Annotated in this window: 15 protein-coding genes, 1 tRNA gene and 1 other RNA gene; 11 read left to right on the forward strand and 6 right to left on the reverse strand. The window is 67.9% G+C overall.

All coding sequences use genetic code 11. From position 1 onward, the window contains the following. The first annotated feature begins 56 nt into the window (after positions 1–56). Entirely contained in the window at positions 57–1,202 is a 1,146-nt protein-coding gene (locus HALDL1_02810) for a nicotinate phosphoribosyltransferase (GenBank protein AHG02673.1), read from the forward strand. Here the strand turns inward: HALDL1_02810 and HALDL1_02815 are convergent. Further along, positions 1,192–1,824, reverse strand: a complete 633-nt coding sequence (locus HALDL1_02815) for a hypothetical protein (protein ID AHG02674.1) — start codon at positions 1,822–1,824, stop codon at positions 1,192–1,194. The genes HALDL1_02810 and HALDL1_02815 overlap by 11 nt on opposite strands. 267 nt (positions 1,825–2,091) lie before the next feature. Between HALDL1_02815 and HALDL1_02820 the strand changes: the two genes are divergently transcribed. Further along, positions 2,092–2,501: archaeal RNase P (locus tag HALDL1_02820), an RNA gene on the forward strand. Between the two features lie 67 nt (positions 2,502–2,568). Here HALDL1_02820 and HALDL1_02825 read toward each other — a convergent pair. The 3 genes from HALDL1_02825 to HALDL1_02835 all read right to left on the reverse strand — a co-directional run bounded on the left by HALDL1_02825 (position 2,569) and on the right by HALDL1_02835 (position 6,768). Then, the gene (locus tag HALDL1_02825) at positions 2,569–2,823 is read right to left on the reverse strand and encodes a hypothetical protein (GenBank protein ID AHG02675.1); all 255 of its coding nucleotides are present in this window, start codon (positions 2,821–2,823) and stop codon (positions 2,569–2,571) included. Positions 2,824–2,939: 116 nt separating this feature from the next. Next, complete coding sequence (locus HALDL1_02830; protein ID AHG02676.1) at positions 2,940–4,043, reverse strand: aminopeptidase; 1,104 nt, start codon at positions 4,041–4,043, stop codon at positions 2,940–2,942. Between the two features lie 88 nt (positions 4,044–4,131). Then, entirely contained in the window at positions 4,132–6,768 is a 2,637-nt protein-coding gene (locus HALDL1_02835; protein AHG02677.1) for a valyl-tRNA synthetase, read from the reverse strand. A 254-nt stretch (positions 6,769–7,022) separates the two neighbouring features. Between HALDL1_02835 and HALDL1_02840 the strand changes: the two genes are divergently transcribed. The 3 genes from HALDL1_02840 (at position 7,023) to HALDL1_02850 (ending at position 10,218) form a co-directional block, all read left to right on the forward strand. Then, positions 7,023–8,120, forward strand: a complete 1,098-nt coding sequence (locus tag HALDL1_02840) for a ferrichrome-binding protein (GenBank protein ID AHG02678.1) — start codon at positions 7,023–7,025, stop codon at positions 8,118–8,120. Between the two features lie 124 nt (positions 8,121–8,244). Continuing rightward, positions 8,245–9,366, forward strand: a complete 1,122-nt coding sequence (locus HALDL1_02845; GenBank protein AHG02679.1) for an FhuG — start codon at positions 8,245–8,247, stop codon at positions 9,364–9,366. A gap of 3 nt (positions 9,367–9,369) precedes the next feature. Next, positions 9,370–10,218 carry a ferrichrome ABC transporter ATP-binding protein gene (locus HALDL1_02850; protein ID AHG02680.1) on the forward strand — a complete coding sequence of 283 codons (849 nt, stop codon included), beginning with the start codon at positions 9,370–9,372 and terminating at the stop codon, positions 10,216–10,218. Between the two features lie 6 nt (positions 10,219–10,224). Here HALDL1_02850 and HALDL1_02855 read toward each other — a convergent pair whose 3' ends face one another. Beyond that, on the reverse strand, positions 10,225–10,461 hold the full coding sequence (locus HALDL1_02855) for a hypothetical protein (protein ID AHG05101.1): 237 nt from the start codon (positions 10,459–10,461) through the stop codon (positions 10,225–10,227). A gap of 115 nt (positions 10,462–10,576) precedes the next feature. Between HALDL1_02855 and HALDL1_02860 the strand changes: the two genes are divergently transcribed. From HALDL1_02860 to HALDL1_02870, 3 genes are all read left to right on the forward strand, one after another. Further along, positions 10,577–12,427: a multidrug ABC transporter ATPase gene (locus HALDL1_02860; GenBank protein ID AHG02681.1), complete on the forward strand. Its 1,851-nt coding sequence runs from the start codon at positions 10,577–10,579 to the stop codon at positions 12,425–12,427. Positions 12,428–12,519: 92 nt separating this feature from the next. After that, entirely contained in the window at positions 12,520–12,726 is a 207-nt protein-coding gene (locus tag HALDL1_02865) for a cold-shock protein (GenBank protein ID AHG02682.1), read from the forward strand. 263 nt (positions 12,727–12,989) lie between these two features. Further along, a complete protein-coding gene (locus tag HALDL1_02870; GenBank protein AHG02683.1) occupies positions 12,990–13,889 on the forward strand; it encodes a 6-phosphogluconate dehydrogenase in 900 nt (299 codons plus the stop codon). A gap of 15 nt (positions 13,890–13,904) precedes the next feature. On the opposite strand, the gene HALDL1_02875 is transcribed toward HALDL1_02870, so the two are convergent. Further along, positions 13,905–14,480: a thimanine synthesis protein ThiJ gene (locus HALDL1_02875; protein AHG02684.1), complete on the reverse strand. Its 576-nt coding sequence runs from the start codon at positions 14,478–14,480 to the stop codon at positions 13,905–13,907. 92 nt (positions 14,481–14,572) lie between these two features. Here HALDL1_02875 and HALDL1_02880 point away from each other — a divergent pair, with 92 nt between their 5' ends. The 3 genes from HALDL1_02880 to HALDL1_02890 all read left to right on the forward strand — a co-directional run bounded on the left by HALDL1_02880 (position 14,573) and on the right by HALDL1_02890 (position 16,812). Further along, a complete protein-coding gene (locus HALDL1_02880) occupies positions 14,573–15,154 on the forward strand; it encodes a (2Fe-2S)-binding protein (GenBank protein AHG02685.1) in 582 nt (193 codons plus the stop codon). A gap of 128 nt (positions 15,155–15,282) precedes the next feature. After that, a complete protein-coding gene (locus tag HALDL1_02885; GenBank protein ID AHG02686.1) occupies positions 15,283–16,698 on the forward strand; it encodes a multidrug transporter MatE in 1,416 nt (471 codons plus the stop codon). Between the two features lie 41 nt (positions 16,699–16,739). After that, positions 16,740–16,812 (forward strand) — tRNA-Arg (locus tag HALDL1_02890). Positions 16,813–17,030: the final 218 nt, after the last annotated feature.

The following is a 17,030-nucleotide window of genomic DNA, read 5'->3' on the forward strand; positions in this document are numbered from 1 at the left end:
TTTTTCGCCCGTGCCGCAGTAGCCCCAGCTATGCACGCTCACAGGGAGGTCCAGTCGTGACCTTCGACATCGTCGGCCCCGACGCCATCGCCGACGGCCGCGCGACCGACGCCTACTTCCAGCGGACCGAGGCCACGCTCGACCACGCCGGAAAGAACCCTCACGTAGTCGCGGAGGTGACCGCCGACCAGTTCCCGACCGGCGAGTTCGAACTGTTCGCGGGCGCGAAGGACGCCGCCCACCTCCTCGAGGGACTTCCCCTGGACGCCGACGCGCTCCCCGAGGGGACGCTGTTCGACGGCGGCCCAGTGATGCGAATCGAGGGCCAGTACCGCGACTTCGCGCGCTACGAGACGTCGCTGCTGGGCTTCCTCTCGCACGCCTCCGGCGTCGCCACCGCCGCTCTCGAAGTCCGGCGCGCCGCTCCCGACTCGCAGGTGTTGAGCTTCGGCGCGCGCCACGTCCACCCCTCCATCGCCGCGATGGTCGAACGCTCCGCGCTGCTGGCCGGTCTCGACGGCTTCTCGCACGTCGCCGCCGGGGAGATTCTCGGGCGGGAGGCCGGCGGCACGATGCCACACGCGCTGCTCATCTGTTTCGGGCGCGGCAACCAGGAGGCCGCGTGGCGGGCCTTCCACGAGGCCGTCCCGGCGGACGTCCCGCGCGTCGCGCTCTGTGACACGTACTCCGACGAGAAGGACGAGGTGCTGCGCGCCGTCGCGGAACTGGGCGACGACCTCGACGCCGTCCGCCTCGACACCACCGGGTCGCGGCGCGGCGACTTCCGGCACATCGTCCGGGAGATACAGTGGGAACTCGACGTGCGCGGCCACGGCGACGTCGACGTCTTCCTCAGTGGCGGCCTCGGCCCCGAGGAGATCCGGCACCTCCGGGACGTCGCGGACGGCTTCGGCGTCGGCAGCCACGTCTCGAACGCCGACCCCGTTGACTTCGCGCTGGACATCGTCGAGGTGGACGGCGAACCAGCCGCCAAGCGCGGGAAGCTCTCGGGGAAGAAGGACGTCTACCGGACGCGGGACGGCGGCCACCACGTCGCGCTCGCAGGCCGGCCGGGCCCGACGGACGGCTCGGCGCTCATGGAACCGCTCGTCCGCGACGGCGAGATCGTCCAGGCGTTCGACGTGGACGCCGCTGCGGCGCGTGCGGTCGACGACGCAGAAACTGTCGGCTTCAGGCAGTGAGCTCTTCGACCGGCTCCTCCTCGGCGTCCGTCTCCCGGAACACCTGCCCCTCGAACAGCGTAACCATCACGTCGTCGTCCTCCCACGCGCCGTTCGGCAGGCCGGCCTTCCGGCACGTCCGGTCGAGATACTCGTAGACGCTCCAGTCGTTCTCCACGGGGAGTGTGGGATACATCCAGCCGTGCTGGCCGTCGCCGTCGATGGCGACGCCGTGGACACCGAGGTCGATGTCCTCGGCCGGGTTGTCGGTCAGCACGAGGTTCGACACCGTGCAGACGGAGACGCGGAGATTCGGCAGTTCGGCGGCCTCCACCTCTGAGCCACACGACGCCTCGCTAGCGGCCTTGATCGACGCCTCGACGATGGCGTGGCCGAGCTGCTGGGAGCCGTTCCCCAGTTCGCGGGCGGAGTCCTGTGCGCCCGCACAGCCGCGGAGGCGCCCACGACCCTGCGTCGACTCGAGGCGGACGAACGCGCTCGTGCGGTTGTAGAACGCGTCCCGCATGCTCCCTGGCTGCTCGCGCTGTCCGTTGCGGACGAACGCCTCGACTGATTCTCTGGCTAGTTCGACTGTCCGAGCGCCGTCCTCGAAGGAGAGTGTTACTGACTGGGCCTCGGCCATTATGCAACGTGTTACGGCAAGGATTAACTTGAACTCTTCCCTTGTCAGCAGACCGCCGCTCGCGTTACGTTCCCGTTATCTGACCGCGCCCCACCCCGAGAAGAACGCAGTACGGGGAGACGAAAGACGTGGCTACCGACTGGCCGGACCAATGATTCCGGGTTAATTGACGTGAACGTTTCTCCGCAGCGTCGAAGAGTGTTTTCGACAGTCCGCGAACCTCGGACGACCGAACCGCTTAACGCGGTCCCGGGGCTAGAGTGGGTGGGCAGAGGGAGCCCGGCTCCCGTGCCGCGAGGCATGAGGAAAGTCCCCCCACCAGTCGGGCGGGCGGCCGGACGCAAGTCCGGGACGGGAGACCGTCGGCACTGGAACAGAGACGACACGTCCCTCCCCGACCGATGAGGCGTGCGACCCGACCCGGAAGGGAAGGAAGCTAACCCGCCGAGGGTCGCGTGGTCGGCTGATGCCGACCACGTTACGAGCGAGCGGCGCCAGCCGCGAGCCACCGTGAACGGCGCAAGCCGTTCACCAGACGGGAGGGGACCGATGGAACGGCCAATCCCCGCCGGTGCAAGTCCGCGTGCGCAAGGTAGCCCGACGCTATCCGAGAGGATGCCGCGCGGACGCTCAGCCGAATGCCGGGCCGAACAGAAGGGGGCTTACTCCCCTCAGCTCGTACTTTTCACCCGTGAGCGACGCTCACGGACAAAAATATACGCTAAAGAGACCGCACAGCGACCGCTATCGCGCCGTGTTGCCCGCGGTGTCCGCGGTAGCGATGGCCGACAGCGGCGACGCGCCGCCGACGATGGCGCCGGCCGTCAGCACCGCAGCGGCCAGCGTCACGAAGTCCGGACTCGGGTCGAGGTTCGCGAGTGCCGCGCCCGCGTCCACGATGAAGATGGTGATGAAGAAGCTCACGACTGCGAGCACGAGCAGGAGTACGACCGCGATGATACTACTGGCGAGTTGACCGAACGAATCGAGAAATCCCATTGTAACTTACCTCGAACGGTGCAAGCCACGCAACCCTGATAAAACGATGTGTAGTCGATACGGGAACAGTGACACGTCGAAGCGTCACTGCTCTCGCCGCAACATCGACGTCAGAACTACGTCTGGAACCCGTCTTCCCACCGGAACGTTCCGTCGCGCTGCACGACTTCTCCGTCGACCTCGATGTACGAGTCCTCGCTCATGTCCGTGATCATGTCGACGTGGACGGCGGAGTCGTTGGCCTCGTCCTCGTGGCCCTCCGGGTAGTTCGACTCGTAGGCGCGGCCGAGCGCGAGGTGGATGGTGTCGCCCATCTTCTCGTCGAAGAGGATGGAGTCGGTGAACTGGTCGATGCCGCGGTTCATCCCGATGCCGAGTTCGCCGAGGCGCCGGGCGCCCGCGTCCGTGTCGAGGATGTCGCCGACCACGCTCTCGTTCTCGGCCGCCGAGTAGTCGACGACTTCGCCGTCTTCGAAGGTCAGGTGGACGTCCTGGACGCGCTCGCCGCGGATGGTCATCGGCACGTCGAAGAACACCTCGCCCTCCGTGGCGGCGGGCGCGGTGAACACCTCGCCCGAGGGGAGGTTGTGGGAGTCGTAGGCGACGGAGGCCGCGGAGTTCACGGCGACGCGGTTCTCGATGCTCATCGTGAGGTCGGTGTCCGCCTTGACAACTCTGACCTCGCTGCCCGCGTCGAGGACGTCCTTCATGTTCGCCATCTCGTCGGCGAGGGACTCCCAGTCCCGCAGGATGGCGTCGTAGGCGAACGCCTGGTACTCCTCGTAGGACATGTTCGCTTGCTGGGCGAGCGACCGCGTCGGGTGGACGGTGCCCACCCAGTCGGTGTCCATGTACGCCTCCCGGATGCCCTGGCGGGCCTTCGACTGGGCTTGCTGGGTCTCCGGGGGGATGTCCGACCCCTCGCTCGCGTTCCGTCCGCCGCCGATGGAGAGCACGACGTCTGCGTTCTCCATGAGCGCGAGCAGGTGGTCGGGGTCCTCCTCGAAGTCGCCGTCGTGGGCCAGCGCGTACGCCCGACCCACCTCGCTGGAGGCGTAGGACGTCTGGAGGTTCGCGCCGCGCTCCCCGACCTTCTCGGCGACGGCGACGGCCAGCTCGTGGCTGTCGGGGCCGACGTTCAGGACGACGTTGTCGCCCTCCTCGACGCGCGCGCTCCACCCTACCAGTACCTCGGCGTGTTCCTCGACGCGGGGGTCCATACCGCAACCGTCGCACGTGGCGGCCAAAAGCTGTCGGATGTCGGTCGGCTACGGGGGCTACTCGCCGCCGGTCACTCGCCGTCCGGGGTCACTCGTAGACGAGGACGGTGCCGAACGACGTCTCGACGACGGCGACCTCCTCGCCGGAGGCCGCGCGGTACTCCTCGTCGACAGTGAGCCACTCGCTGTCGAGGTCGAACGCCTGCCCGTCGGACTCGACCGTGACGGTGTCCCCGGAGTGGATCTGTGCCTGTATCTCCGCGGGGTCGGCGGCGTCGAGGGCCGCCATCACTGCGCCCGCGTCGCTCCGGAACTCGGGGCCGATCTTCGAGTCCTCGCCGTCGACGTCGACGGGGACGAGTTCGATGTCCGGGCGCCCGGAGGCGAGTTTGATGGGCGCGTTGACGGTCTCGCTGAGGTCGTAGGTGTCGAGGTGGCTGTCGTCGCCGTCGAAGTAGAGTTCGATGCGGTCGAGGTCGGCGTTCAGCGGCATCCCCTGCTCGGACTTCCACGCGCGGATCTCGCTGGCCGTCTCCGCGATGCGGCGGCCGGCGACCTCCGCGTCCTCGTCGAGCAGGTCGACATCCGGCCACGCGGCGCTGTAGACGCTCCCCTCGGTGCCGGGGAGGCTCGTCCAGATCTCCTCGGCGGCGTGCGGGCTGAACGGCGAGAGCATCCGCACGACCGCGGTGACGGCGGTGTAGATGGTCTTCTCGGCGGCGTCGCGTTCGCCCGGCCGGCCGTTGTACAGCCGCCCCTTCACGAGTTCGACGTAGTCGTCGGCGAGGTCCTCCCAGACGAACTCCCGGAGGCGGCGGAGCGCGGCGTCGAAGCGGTAGTCCGCCATCTCGCTCTCGACGTCCTCGCTCACGCGGGTCAGCTCCGAGAGCAGCCAGCGGTCGGCGTCCCGGTAGGCGGGGTCCGCGATGTCCGGGGTGTCCTCGTCGAAGTGTCCCTCGGCGAACTTCACGATGTTCCACAGTTTCGTGAGGAACCGGGAGGCGGACTTGACCTCCTTCCACTGGAACTGGACGTCGCTGCCCGGCTGGCCGCCCAGCGCGAGCGCCTGCCGGAGCGCGTCCGCGGAGTACTCCGCGATGGCCTCGTCGGGGGTGACGGCGTCCCCGCTGCTCTTGGACATCTTCTTGCCGTCGGGGTCGAGCACCATCCCGTTGATGAGCGCGTCGTCCCAGGGCTTCTCGTCGGTGAGCGCACCCGTCCGGAGCAGCGTGTAGAACGCCCACGTCCGGATGATGTCGTGGCCCTGCGGCCGCAGGCCGACCGGTTCGAACTCGTCGAGGTCGATCTCCTCGGGCCACCCGGAGATGTGCAGTGGCGTGATGGAGGAGTCCATCCACGTGTCCATGACGTCGCGCTCGCCGGTCCACTCGTCGGCACCGCACTCGGGACAGTCGTCAAGCGCGGGGCCCTCCTCGGTCGGGTCGACGGGGGTCTCCGCTTCGCTCGCGATGTGCCAGTGGCCACAGTCGTTGCACTGCCACGCGGGAATCGGGGTGGCGAAGACGCGCTGCCGGGAGATGACCCAGTCCCACTCCATGCCCTCCGTCCAGTCGACGAGGCGGTCGTGCATGTGCTCGGGAATCCACTCGACCTCAGCGCCCTTCTCGAGGACGAGGTCCTGGTCGACCTCCACGAACCACTGTTCCTTCGAGAGAATCTCGATGGGCGTGTCGCAGCGCCAGCAGGCACCGACGTTCTGCTCGGTGGATTCGGTGTCGCCGAGGCGGCCCGCGTCGTCCAGGGCGTCCGCTATCTCGTCTTTGGCCTCGTCGATGTCGAGGCCCGCGAACTCGCCCGCGAGGTCGTTGAGGTGGCCGTCCTCCGTGAACACCGGTCGGAGGTCGAGGTCGTACTCGGCCCACCAGTCGACGTCCTGCTTGTCGCCGAACGTGCAGATCATCACCGCGCCGGTGCCGAACTCGGGGTCGACGTCGGCGTCGGCGACGAGTTCGACCTCCTGGCCGAACAGCGGCACCTCGAAGGTGTCGCCGATGCGGTCCTCGTAGCGCTCGTCGTCCGGGCTGACTGCCATCCCGACGCAGGCCGCGAGCAGTTCCGGGCGCGTGGTGGCGATCTCGATGTCGTCGTTGCCGACGCCGTCGAACGTGACGTAGTACAGCGTCCCCTGGCGGTCGACGTTCTCGACCTCCGCGTCGGCGATGGCAGTCTCGCACCGCGGACACCAGTTGACCGGGTGTTCGTCCCGGTAGACCATGCCGTCGTCGGCCATCCGGACGAACGACTCCTGGGTCTTCCCCCAGTACTCGGGGTCCATCGTGCGGTACTCCGCGTTCCAGTCCTGGGAGAAGCCGAGTTCCCGCATCGTCTGTTTCATCCCGTCGATGCGCTCCTCGGTGTGCTCGACGCACATCTCGCGGAACTCCTCGCGGGAGACGTCCGTGCGGTGGATGTCGTGGTTCTCCTCGACTTTCACTTCCGTCGGGAGGCCGTGGCAGTCCCAGCCCTGCGGGAAGAGGACGGCGTCGCCCTGGAGGCTGCGGAAGCGGGCGACGAAGTCGATGTACGACCACTGGAGGCCGTGCCCGAGGTGGAGGTTCCCCGTCGGGTACGGCGGCGGCGTGTCCACGATGTAGCTGGTGTCGGCGTCGCTCGGGTCGTACTCGTAGACGTCGCTGCCCTCCCACTCGTCCTGCCACTTCGGTTCGATACGGTCGGGGTCGTAGCTGTCCGGAAGTTCTGTCATGACTGTCTGGGTCGTCGGTCGCCTGGCTCTGTGTGTGAAACGCGTCGTTCGCGAGAAAGGAGCTTACACACGTACTACGGCGATACCGACGCTCATACCTTGTGAGAGCGGCGGGTCGCTGATAAATGTTCCCGTCCCGGGTCGAGCGATTCCGTGCCCTAAGGGCCCCACACCGAGTGGTGTGGAACCTGCCCGTGGTTTAGGCTCGCCAAAAAACCGACGGACTTTTATTATTTAGGTGAGCCTAAACGAGTATGCGACGACGTACGTTCATCAAGACTGGCGGTGCAGCGACCCTCGCGGGACTGCTCGCGGGCTGTGCGAGCCCCGCCGAGGGCGGCGATACCGACTCCGATTCGGGTTCCTACTCCGTCTCCATGACGCCCGTCGGCGAGGTGACCTTCGACAGCGTCCCCGAGACGGCCGCCGTCTACATGCCCGGCTACGCCGACATGGTCGTCGCGCTCGGTCACAGCGACGCCGTCGCATCCGTCGGCCAGAAGGCCCGGTTCAACACCGACTACTACGACGAACTGGACGGCGTAAGCGTCGACGAGTCCGGGATGGTCGACCTCGTCGAGAGCGGCGTCACCCGCGAGACGCTGCTCGGCCTCGACGCGGACGTCCACCTCGTGGACCCGAACTGGCTGCTCAACGTCTTCGACAGCGTCGACCAGGACGACATCGACGTGCTCGAGGAGCGCAACGGCCCGTTCTTCGGCAACACCATCTTCCGGCGCACCGACGCGTGGCACGACTACGACTACTACACCCTCTACGGCGCCTTCGAGAAGGTCGCCCAGGCCTTCCAGGAGACCGAGCGCTTCGAGTCCTTCCGGTCGCTCCACGACGACTTCGTCGGGGGCATCGAAGCGGACCTTCCCAGCGAAGGGCCCCGGGCCGCGCTCGTCTGGGGCGGGGAGAACGAGCCGACCTCGTTCTCGCCGTACCACCTCAGCGGCGAGGGGTCGAACAAGAAGCCGTTCCACGACCTCCGCGTCCGGGACGCCCTGAAGGAGGCCGGCGTCGGCGCGCTCTCGACGGGCAACCGCTCGAAGGTCGACTACGAGACGTTGCTCGAGGTCGACCCCGAGGCGCTGTTCGTGCGCGGACACGAGGACAAGAGCCGCGCGGAGTTCGAAGACACCGTTCTCTCGTTCATGCAGAACCACGAGACCGCGAGCCGCATCACCGCCGTCGAGAACGGCGACGTGTTCCGTGGCGGCCCCATCTACCTCGGCCCCATCGAACACCTCTTCGTCACCGAACGGTTCGCCACCGCGCTCTACCCCGACAGCGTCGAGGGCGACCGCTTCGACCGCGACGAACTCGCCGGCGTGATTTCCCCGTAGACGGAACGCTTTTCAACTCTTAGGCCAGCCTAAAAGACAAGCAACGCTCGCCGGGACCGTCGCCGCGCCAGCCGGTTCTCGTCGACGGAACTCGCCCCCCGCAACACCACGACTCCCACAATCGATGTCACGACGCCACCGCCTCCGCGAAACGTTTCTCCCCGAGTTCGACGCCACGCTCGCCTCCATCGTCGTGGGGAGCACCCTGCTCGTCGTGGCCGCAGCCGTCGTCCAGGTTCGGTACGGCAGCTTCGACATGCCACTCGAGACGGCCGTGCGCGCGCTGTTCGACCAGGCCGTCTGGACGGACCTCCACGTGTTCGCGACGCTGGTGCTCGGTGAAGACGTCGCGCGGACGGTCGGCCTCTACAGCGACCTCGGCCACCTCACCGACGCCACCATCATCGTCTGGACCGTCCGCCTGCCGCGGGTCGTGGTCGCCGCGTTCGTCGGCCTCAACCTCGCCGTCTCGGGCGCCGTCTTCCAGGCCATCACGCGCAACGAGCTCGCCAGCCCGTACATCCTCGGCGTCTCCTCGGGCGCCGGCCTCGCCGTCGTCTTCACGCTCGTCTTCTCCGTCGGCGCCTACCTCCTCCCGCTGGCCGCCGTCGCCGGTGGAACCGCCGCGTTCCTGCTCGTCTACGCCGTCGCGTGGCGCGGCGGCACCACGCCGGTCCGACTCGTCCTCGCGGGCGTCGTCGTCGGCACCGTCTTCAACAGCCTCCAGACCGGGCTGTTCTACTTCATCGACAGCAACGGCGTGATGCGCCTCGCCGTCGAGTGGCTCGCGGGGTCGCTGACCGGCGTCGACTGGACCGAGGTCCGAACCGTCGCCGTCCCGACGCTGTTCGTCGTCCCGGCCGCGCTGGTGAGCGCGCGCCAGCTCGACGTCCTCCTGCTCGGCGAACGCACCGCGCGCTCGCTCGGGATGCCCGTCGAACGGATGCGCTTCCTGCTGTCGGCGCTCGCCATCGTCGCGGCGTCCGCGGCCGTCTCCGTCGCCGGCCTCGTCGGCTTCGTGGGGCTCGTCGTACCCCACGCCGTCCGCACGTTCGTCGGCAGCGACTACCGCCGGCTGATGGTCGGGTCCATCTTCGCCGGCCCGGCGCTCGTCGTCGTCGCCGACGTCGTCGGCCGCCTCGCGCTCGGCGGCACGCAGGTCCCCGTCGGGGTCGTCACCGGCCTCATCGGTGGCCCGTACTTCCTGCTGTTGCTGCGGCGCACGGATTCGTTCACGGAGTTCTGACCAATGCCAGACATCCCACTCGTCTCGACCGACGCGGAATCGACGACCGAATTCAGCCACGAGGAACCCGTCGACGACGCGGCGCTGCTCGCCTCCGGAATCGAACTCGGCTACGGCGACGGCACCGTCGTGGACTGTGAGGACCTCGTCGTGCCCTCGGGCGAGGTCACCGCGCTCGTCGGCCCGAACGGCTCCGGGAAGTCGACGCTGCTCAAGGGGCTCTCGGCGGAACTCGACCCGTCGGCCGGCACCGTCCTCCTCAACGGCCGCGCCGTCCAGGAGCGTTCTCCGAAGGAGCTCGCCCGCGAACTCGGCCTCCTCGACCAGGAGAACGACGCGCCCGGCGGCCTGACGGTCGCCGACCTCGTCACGCACGGCCGCTACCCCCACCGGGGCTTCCTCGACCCCATCACTGAGACGGACCGCGAGGCCATCGAGCGCGCCATCGACCTCGCGGGCGTCGACCACCTCCGGGAGACACCCATCTCACAGCTCTCTGGCGGGCAGAAGCAGCTCGCGTTCGTCGCGATGACGCTCGCCCAGGACACCGACGTCCTCCTGCTGGACGAACCCACGACGTACCTCGACCTCCACCACCAGCTCCGCGTGATGGAGGTCGTCCGCACGCTCAACGAGGAGCGCGACGTCACGGTCTGTGTCGTCCTCCACGACCTCCAGCAGGCCGCGCGCTTCGCGGACTACCTCGTCGCGCTCCACGACGGCGCGGTGTACGACTGGGGGCCGCCCGAGGACGTCGTCACCGAGCAACTGCTCGCGGACGTCTTCGACGTGGACGCCGTCGTCAGCTACGACGACGAGCCACGAATCGTGCCGCGGAAGGCAATCGACTGACCGCGACTACTCCTCGAGTTCGGCGACGCGCTCCCGGAGCGACGCGACCTCCCGCTGCAACTCGCGCCGGGTCAGCAGGTCGTCGTCTTCGACGGTGACCACGACGACGGCGTACACTGCTGCTGTGGCCACGACCGTGCCGGCGACAACGACCGTCCACGCGGGGACGGCGACGTCGAGCAGGAGGGCGAGGGCAGCGTCGTTCAGCAGGACGACCGCGAGGACCACTGCGAGCGTGCGCATGGTCGTCGTCTCGAACGAGTCGCCTGAAGCGTTGCGGTTTCTGGCGGCGGTACGTCGCCGTCCTGCCCGCGCTGGACCGTAACGGACTTTGGCGATCACCGTATTTCGAAACGTAATGGGAGCGACGGAGGACAGCGTCTTCGACCAGTACCGGGACCGCGTCGAGAAGCCCCTCCAGCGCCTGTTCCGGGAGTACGGCGTCCCCGAGTGGGAGTACTTCGCGCTCGGGATGGTGGCGAACGTCGTCGCGCGGGTGGCCAGCCTCCTGCCCCCCGTGGTGCTCGGCGCCGCCATCGACAGCGTGTTCACCGGGGACTCCCCCTACGACCTGCCGCTCGCGCCCGCGGGCTGGTTCCCGGCCACGGACGCCGCGCAGTTCGAACTGTCCGCCGTCCTCATCGGGGCGTCGTTCGTCGTCACCGCCGTCTTCACGTACGCCTACGGCGTCGCCGCCAATCTCTTCGCCCACCGCGTGATGCACGAGGTGCGCACCGACTCCTTCGCGAAGATGCAGAACCTCGACATGACGTTCTTCGACGACAAGCAGACCGGCGAGGTCATGTCGGTGCTGAACAACGACGCCTCGAACCTCGAGGTGTTCCTCGACAACGCGCTGCAGAACTCCGCGCGACTCGTCGTGATGCTCACGGGCATCACCGCCATCCTGCTGTACGAGAACGCCCAGCTGGCGGTCGTCACGCTCACCGCCATCCCGCTGATGGTCGTGCTCACGTCGTGGTTCATGAAGCGCGCCGAGCCGCGGTACGAGCGCCAGCGCGCCGCCGTCGGCAACCTCAACACGCGCCTCGAGAACAGCCTCGCGGGCGTCGAACTCGTGAAGACGAGCGCCGCCGAGGAGTACGAGACCGAGCGGGTCTCGGACGCCTCCTATCGGTTCTTCCAGGACACGATGGACGTCCTCCGCCTCAGCTACGTCTACCGCCCGGGGATGGAACTCCTCGCGGGCATCTCCTTCGCGGTGACGTTCGCCGTCGGCGGCTTCTGGCTGCTGTACGGTGCCCCCGGCCCACTCACGGGAAGCCTGTCGCCGGGCGCGTTCGTCACGTTCATCTTCCTCACGCAGCGCTTCGTCACGCCACTCGCGGAGGTGTCGAACATCGTCGACCAGTACGAGAACGCGAAGGCCTCCTCGGCCCGCGTCTTCGGCCTGATGGACGTCCCGGCGAGCGTCACCACCGCGCCGGACGCCACCGAACTCACCGACGTCGAGGGCCGCGTCGAGTACGACCACGTCACGTTCGGCTACGATGACGACGAGGACGTGATCCGGGACGTCTCCTTCGACGCCGACCCCGGCGATACCGTCGCGCTCGTCGGGCCGACTGGTGCCGGGAAGTCCACGCTCTGCAAACTCCTCCTTCGCATGTACGACGCCGACGACGGTGCCATCCGCGTCGACGGCAACGACGTCCGCGACGTCACCCTCGAGAGCCTCCGCGAGCACATCGGCTACGTCAGCCAGGACACGTTCCTCTTCGACGGCACCATCGCGGAGAACGTCAAGTACGGCCGCTTCGACGCCGACCGGGACGCGGTGGTCGCGGCCGCGAAGGCCGCCGAGGCCCACGAGTTCATCCAGAACCTCTCCGAGGGCTACGACACCGAGGTCGGCGAGCGCGGCGTCAAACTCTCGGGCGGGCAGCGCCAGCGCATCTCCATCGCCCGCGCCGTGCTCCAGGACCCCGAGATTCTGGTCTTCGACGAGGCCACGAGCGACGTCGACACGGAGACCGAACTCCGAATCCAGGAGAGCCTGGACGAACTCGCCGCCGACCGCACCGCCGTCGTCATCGCCCACCGCCTCTCGACCGTGCGGGACGCCGACCGCATCCTCGTCGTCGAAGGTGGGGAAATCGTCGAGCGCGGCACTCACGACGAACTGCTGGACTCGGGTGGCCGGTACGCGGACCTGTGGGGCGTACAGGCCGGCACACTCGACCGCTGACGGCGTTTCCGGGTCGAATCGAGTCGACGGCGGGTCGTGGTACCGCGACTCTCGGAAGCGTTATCCCCGAACCGGCCCTACGGTAGGTTGTAATGGCAGAAGGCAAGGTTGACTTCTTCAACGACACTGGCGGCTACGGTTTCATTTCGACTGACGACGACGACGTCGACGACGACGAGGACGTGTTCTTCCACATGGAGGACGTCGGCGGCCCGGACCTCGAAGAGGGTCAGGAAGTCGAGTTCGACATCGAATCGTCCCCCAAGGGACCGCGCGCGACGAACCTCGTTCGTAACTAATCGGATTTCCCCCGTCGCCTAGCGACGGACTGAACTCCGTTCTTTCACAGTAACAGTCTCGTAGCACGTGCTACGGCTGTTCACTGTATCCACGACTACTTCGAGTGGCATCACCGTCGGACTCTTCCCACAGTGAGCACTCGCTCGCGGGTCACTCCGCTCACGGCTGGCGCTGTTCGCCTCTCGTGGCCTCCCGCCGGTCGGCCACGCGCCCCGAACCACGCAACCGCAACCACTACCTACTGCGCCCGGCAGTTCACGGTATGGAACTGGGAGTCGTCGGCCTCGGCCGCATGGGGCGCATCGTCGTCGACCGCTGTCTCGACGCCGGCCACGACGTGGTCGCCTTCGACATCGACGCGGACGCCCGCGAGGACGCCGCGAGCGCTGGCGCGACCGCCGCCGACTCGCTGGCCGCGCTTGCCGACGAATTCGGCGACGAGAAGCGCGTCTGGCTGATGGTGCCCGCGGGCGACCCCGTGGACGCCGCGCTCGAGGAACTCGCGCCCCACCTCGGGAGCGAGGACGTCGTCGTCGACGGCGGCAACAGCCACTTCGAGGACTCCACGCGCCGCGCGGAATCCCACGAGTTCGCCTACCTCGACTGCGGCACTAGCGGCGGGCCGGCGGGCGCCGAACTGGGCTTCTCGCTGATGGTCGGCGGCCCGGAGTGGGCCTACGACGAACTGATGCCCGTCTTCGACGCCGTCGCCACGGGGCCCGAGGGCCACGACCGCATGGGGCCCGCGGGCAGCGGGCACTACGTGAAGATGGTCCACAACGGCGTCGAGTACGCCCTCATGCAGACGTACGGCGAGGGCTTCGAGTTGCTCCACGAGGGCCGCTACGACCTCGACCTCGAGGCCGTCGCGCGAACGTGGAACAACGGCGCCGTCATCCGGTCGTGGCTGCTGGAACTCTGCGAGGAGGCGTTCCGCGAGGAGGGCGGCGACCTCGGCGACGTCGCCGACCACGTCGCCGGCGGCTCCACTGGAACGTGGACGGTCCAGGAAGGCCTCGAACAGGAGGTCCCGCTGCCGCTCATCTACCAGGCGCTCGCCGAGCGGTTCGGGTCGCGTGCTCCCGAGGAGGGTCGGTTCTCGCGGCGGCTGGCGAACCGGCTGCGGTACGGATTCGGCAGACACGAAGTGAAACGGGAATAGGCGTAAGAGGCGCGACTACCAGTCGTACTCGATCTCTGCGGCGACCCGTTCCGCGACCTCCCCGCCACACTCCTGGCCGACGAGGTGGAGCGCGAGGTCGATGCCCGACGTGACCCCGCCCGCGGTGAGCACGTCGCCGTCGTCGACGAACCGCTCGTCGCGGACCTCGACGTCGTAGTCGGCGAGATCGCCCTTCGCCGACTCGTGGGTGGTCGCGGGCCGGCCGTCCAGCAGGCCCGCTTCTGCGGCGAGCATCGCGCCCGTGCAGACGGTGGCGATGCGGGCGCCCGCGTCGTGGAGGGTACCGAGGCGTTCCGGGAGCGTCCCGTCCTGGACCTCTGCCCACGCCCCGCTGTCGCCTCTCTCGTTCCACCCGCCGCCCGGAACGAGCACGAGGTCCGGCGTGCCCAGAAGCACGTCGTCGGGTTCCACGCGGAGGCCGTGGCTGGCGGTCACGCGCTCGCTCGGGACGAGCGTCCGCAGCGTCGCGTCGACGTCGCCGCCGAAACTGGCGGCGGCCCGGAACGCCTCGTAGGGAGCGACCGCGTCGAGTTCGTCGAAGCCCTCGTACAGCAGGATAGCGACGTCCATACGAACGCGTTCGGCGCGCGCCCACAAAACTCGCCCGAAGGCGGCGTAGCGCAATCACAATACTGTTAAACACCGCTTCCGTACCGCCGAACATGGTTGACACACTCGGGCTGGCGCTCGGGCTCGGGATGGCGCTCACGCTCGTCGGGCTCCACTTCTTCAAGGGCACGTCGAAGCCCGTCCCGGAGGACATCGCACAGGAGGTCCTCGAGCGGCGCGCCTCCACCGTCCCGGAGACGGACTTCCCGGAACCGTACAACCGCTCCATCGGTGGCGGCGGTGGTGCGGGCGCGGTCGCCGGCGCCGGCGCGGAGGGCGAACTCGAGGAGAGCGAGGAAGCGGACGAGGGCTTCGACCCCGAATCCATCCCGGAGGACGACGTCGAGTACTACGAGATCGAGTTCGTCAAGGAGGGCGAGACGATCGAGGTCGGGAACAACGAGAACCTCCTCGACGCGGGCGAGGAGGAGGGCTGGGACCTCCCGTACGCCTGCCGGCAGGGCCAGTGTCTCTCCTGTGGTGGCCGCGTCGCCAGCGGCGACGACGCCAGCGAGTTCATCCGCCACTCCAACAACGAGACGCTCGGCGACGACGAGATCGAGAAGGGGTACATGCTCACCTGCACCGCCTACCCCACCCAGGCGTTCTCCCTGGAGACCGACGAGACGCCGTAACCGGCAACGCGCACCGCTTGCCGCATTTTTCGAAGTCGGAGTTTTCAAATCCTCGCGCATACTGAGCGCCTCTAGTGACCGACACCCGCTCTCCAGACTCCATCACCGACGGTGCCCTCCTCGGCCCGATGGTCCGGCTCGCGTGGCCGATCGTCGTGATACAGCTCCTCCAGGTCGCCTACAACCTCGCTGACACGTTCTGGCTCGGCCAGCTCTCGGGCAACGCCGTCGCCGCCATCAGCATCGCGTTCCCGCTCGTGTTCTTCCTCATCTCCGTCGGCGGCGGCTTCACGACCTCTGGGTCCATCCTCGTCGCGCAGTACACCGGCGCGGACAGCGAGACCTCCGCCGGCAAGGTCGCCGCACAGACGCTCGGCTTCGTCGTCACGATCTCGACGATTCTCGGCGTCGTCGGCCACTTCGTCACCGGCGACATGCTCGCGCTGCTCCCCGCAGACCCCGAGACCGCCCGGGTCGTCATCCCGATGGCCGCCGACTACATGCGCGTCTTCTTCCTCGGGATGCCCGCGCTGTTCGGCTTCTTCGTCTTCTCCTCGCTGATGCGCGGCTACGGCAACACGCGCACGCCGATGATCGTGATGCTCGTCAGCGTCGTCGTGAACGTCGTCCTCGACCCCATCCTCATCTTCGGGTTCGCCGACAACCCGCTGTTCTCGATGCTCGGCGCCGGCGCCTTCCAGTCCTCGTTGTACGCCACCACCGGCTTCGGCGGCATGGGCATCGAAGGCGCCGCCGTCGCGACAATCTTCTCGCGGTCTGTCGCCGCCGTCCTCGGCATCTACGTGCTGTTCTTCACGACCGCCGGCCCCGTCATCGAACTCGGCCACTTCGTCCCCGACTTCTCGATGGTATCGAAGATCGTGCGCGTCGGCACCCCCAGCGCCGCCGAGCAGTCCACCACGGCGCTCGCGATGATCACGCTCACGGCGATGGTCGCCTCCTTCCCGCCTGCAGTCGTCGGAGCGTTCGGTCTCGGCAACCGCCTCATATCGCTGGTGTTCCTGCCGGCGATGGGGCTCGGCCGCGCCACCAACACGATGGTCGGTCAGAACCTCGGCGCCGAGCAGTCCGAACGCGCCGAACGCGCCGTCTGGCTCGCCGCGAAGTTCGCCGCCGCCGTGCTCCTCGGCATCGCCGTCGTCGCCGCCGTCTTCCCGCGCCCCATCGTCGCGGTGTTCCTCGGCCCCAACACGGAGCACGCCGCCGCCATCATCGAGTACGGCAGCACCTACGTCCGCATCCGCGCCGTCGAGTTCGTCTTCATCGGCGTCCTCCAGGTGCTGCTGGGCGCGTTCCGCGGCGCCGGCAACACCAAGACGGCGATGGCCATCTCGATGGTGACGCTGTGGCTCGGCCGCGTCCCCACGGTGTACTTCTTCGCGTTCGTCCTCGGCTGGGGCGCCACCGGCATCTGGGTGGGGATGGCTCTCGGGAACATCGTCGGCGCGCTCGTCGCCGCGCTCTGGTTCACCCGCGGCACGTGGAAGGAGTCCATCGTCGACCGCACGCCCGAACCGGTCTGACTCACAATCGTTATACGGTCGCTCGCACTACGTGGGCCCGAGGGCGCGTAGCTCAGCGGACAGAGCACTTGGTTCCGGACCAAGATGCCGAGGGTTCAAATCCCTTCGCGCCCGTGCAGCGAGTTCTCGAACGAAGTGAGAGTACGAGCGAACCGGCACGAAGGATTTGAAGTAGAGAACGGCGAGTGTAGCGAGGCGTTCGCGTGGTTCAAATCCCTTCGCGCCCGTCGTCGATTTTGGGTTGGAACCCGAAAGCAAGCGACGGGGTTGGGGTGGCGAGACACGCAAGACCTGTCCTTTCGTTCGAGGAGTGTGAGATGAGAATCCGCAGG

The sequence above is a fragment of the Halobacterium sp. DL1 genome (assembly GCA_000230955.3).
GTDB lineage: Archaea > Halobacteriota > Halobacteria > Halobacteriales > Halobacteriaceae > Halobacterium.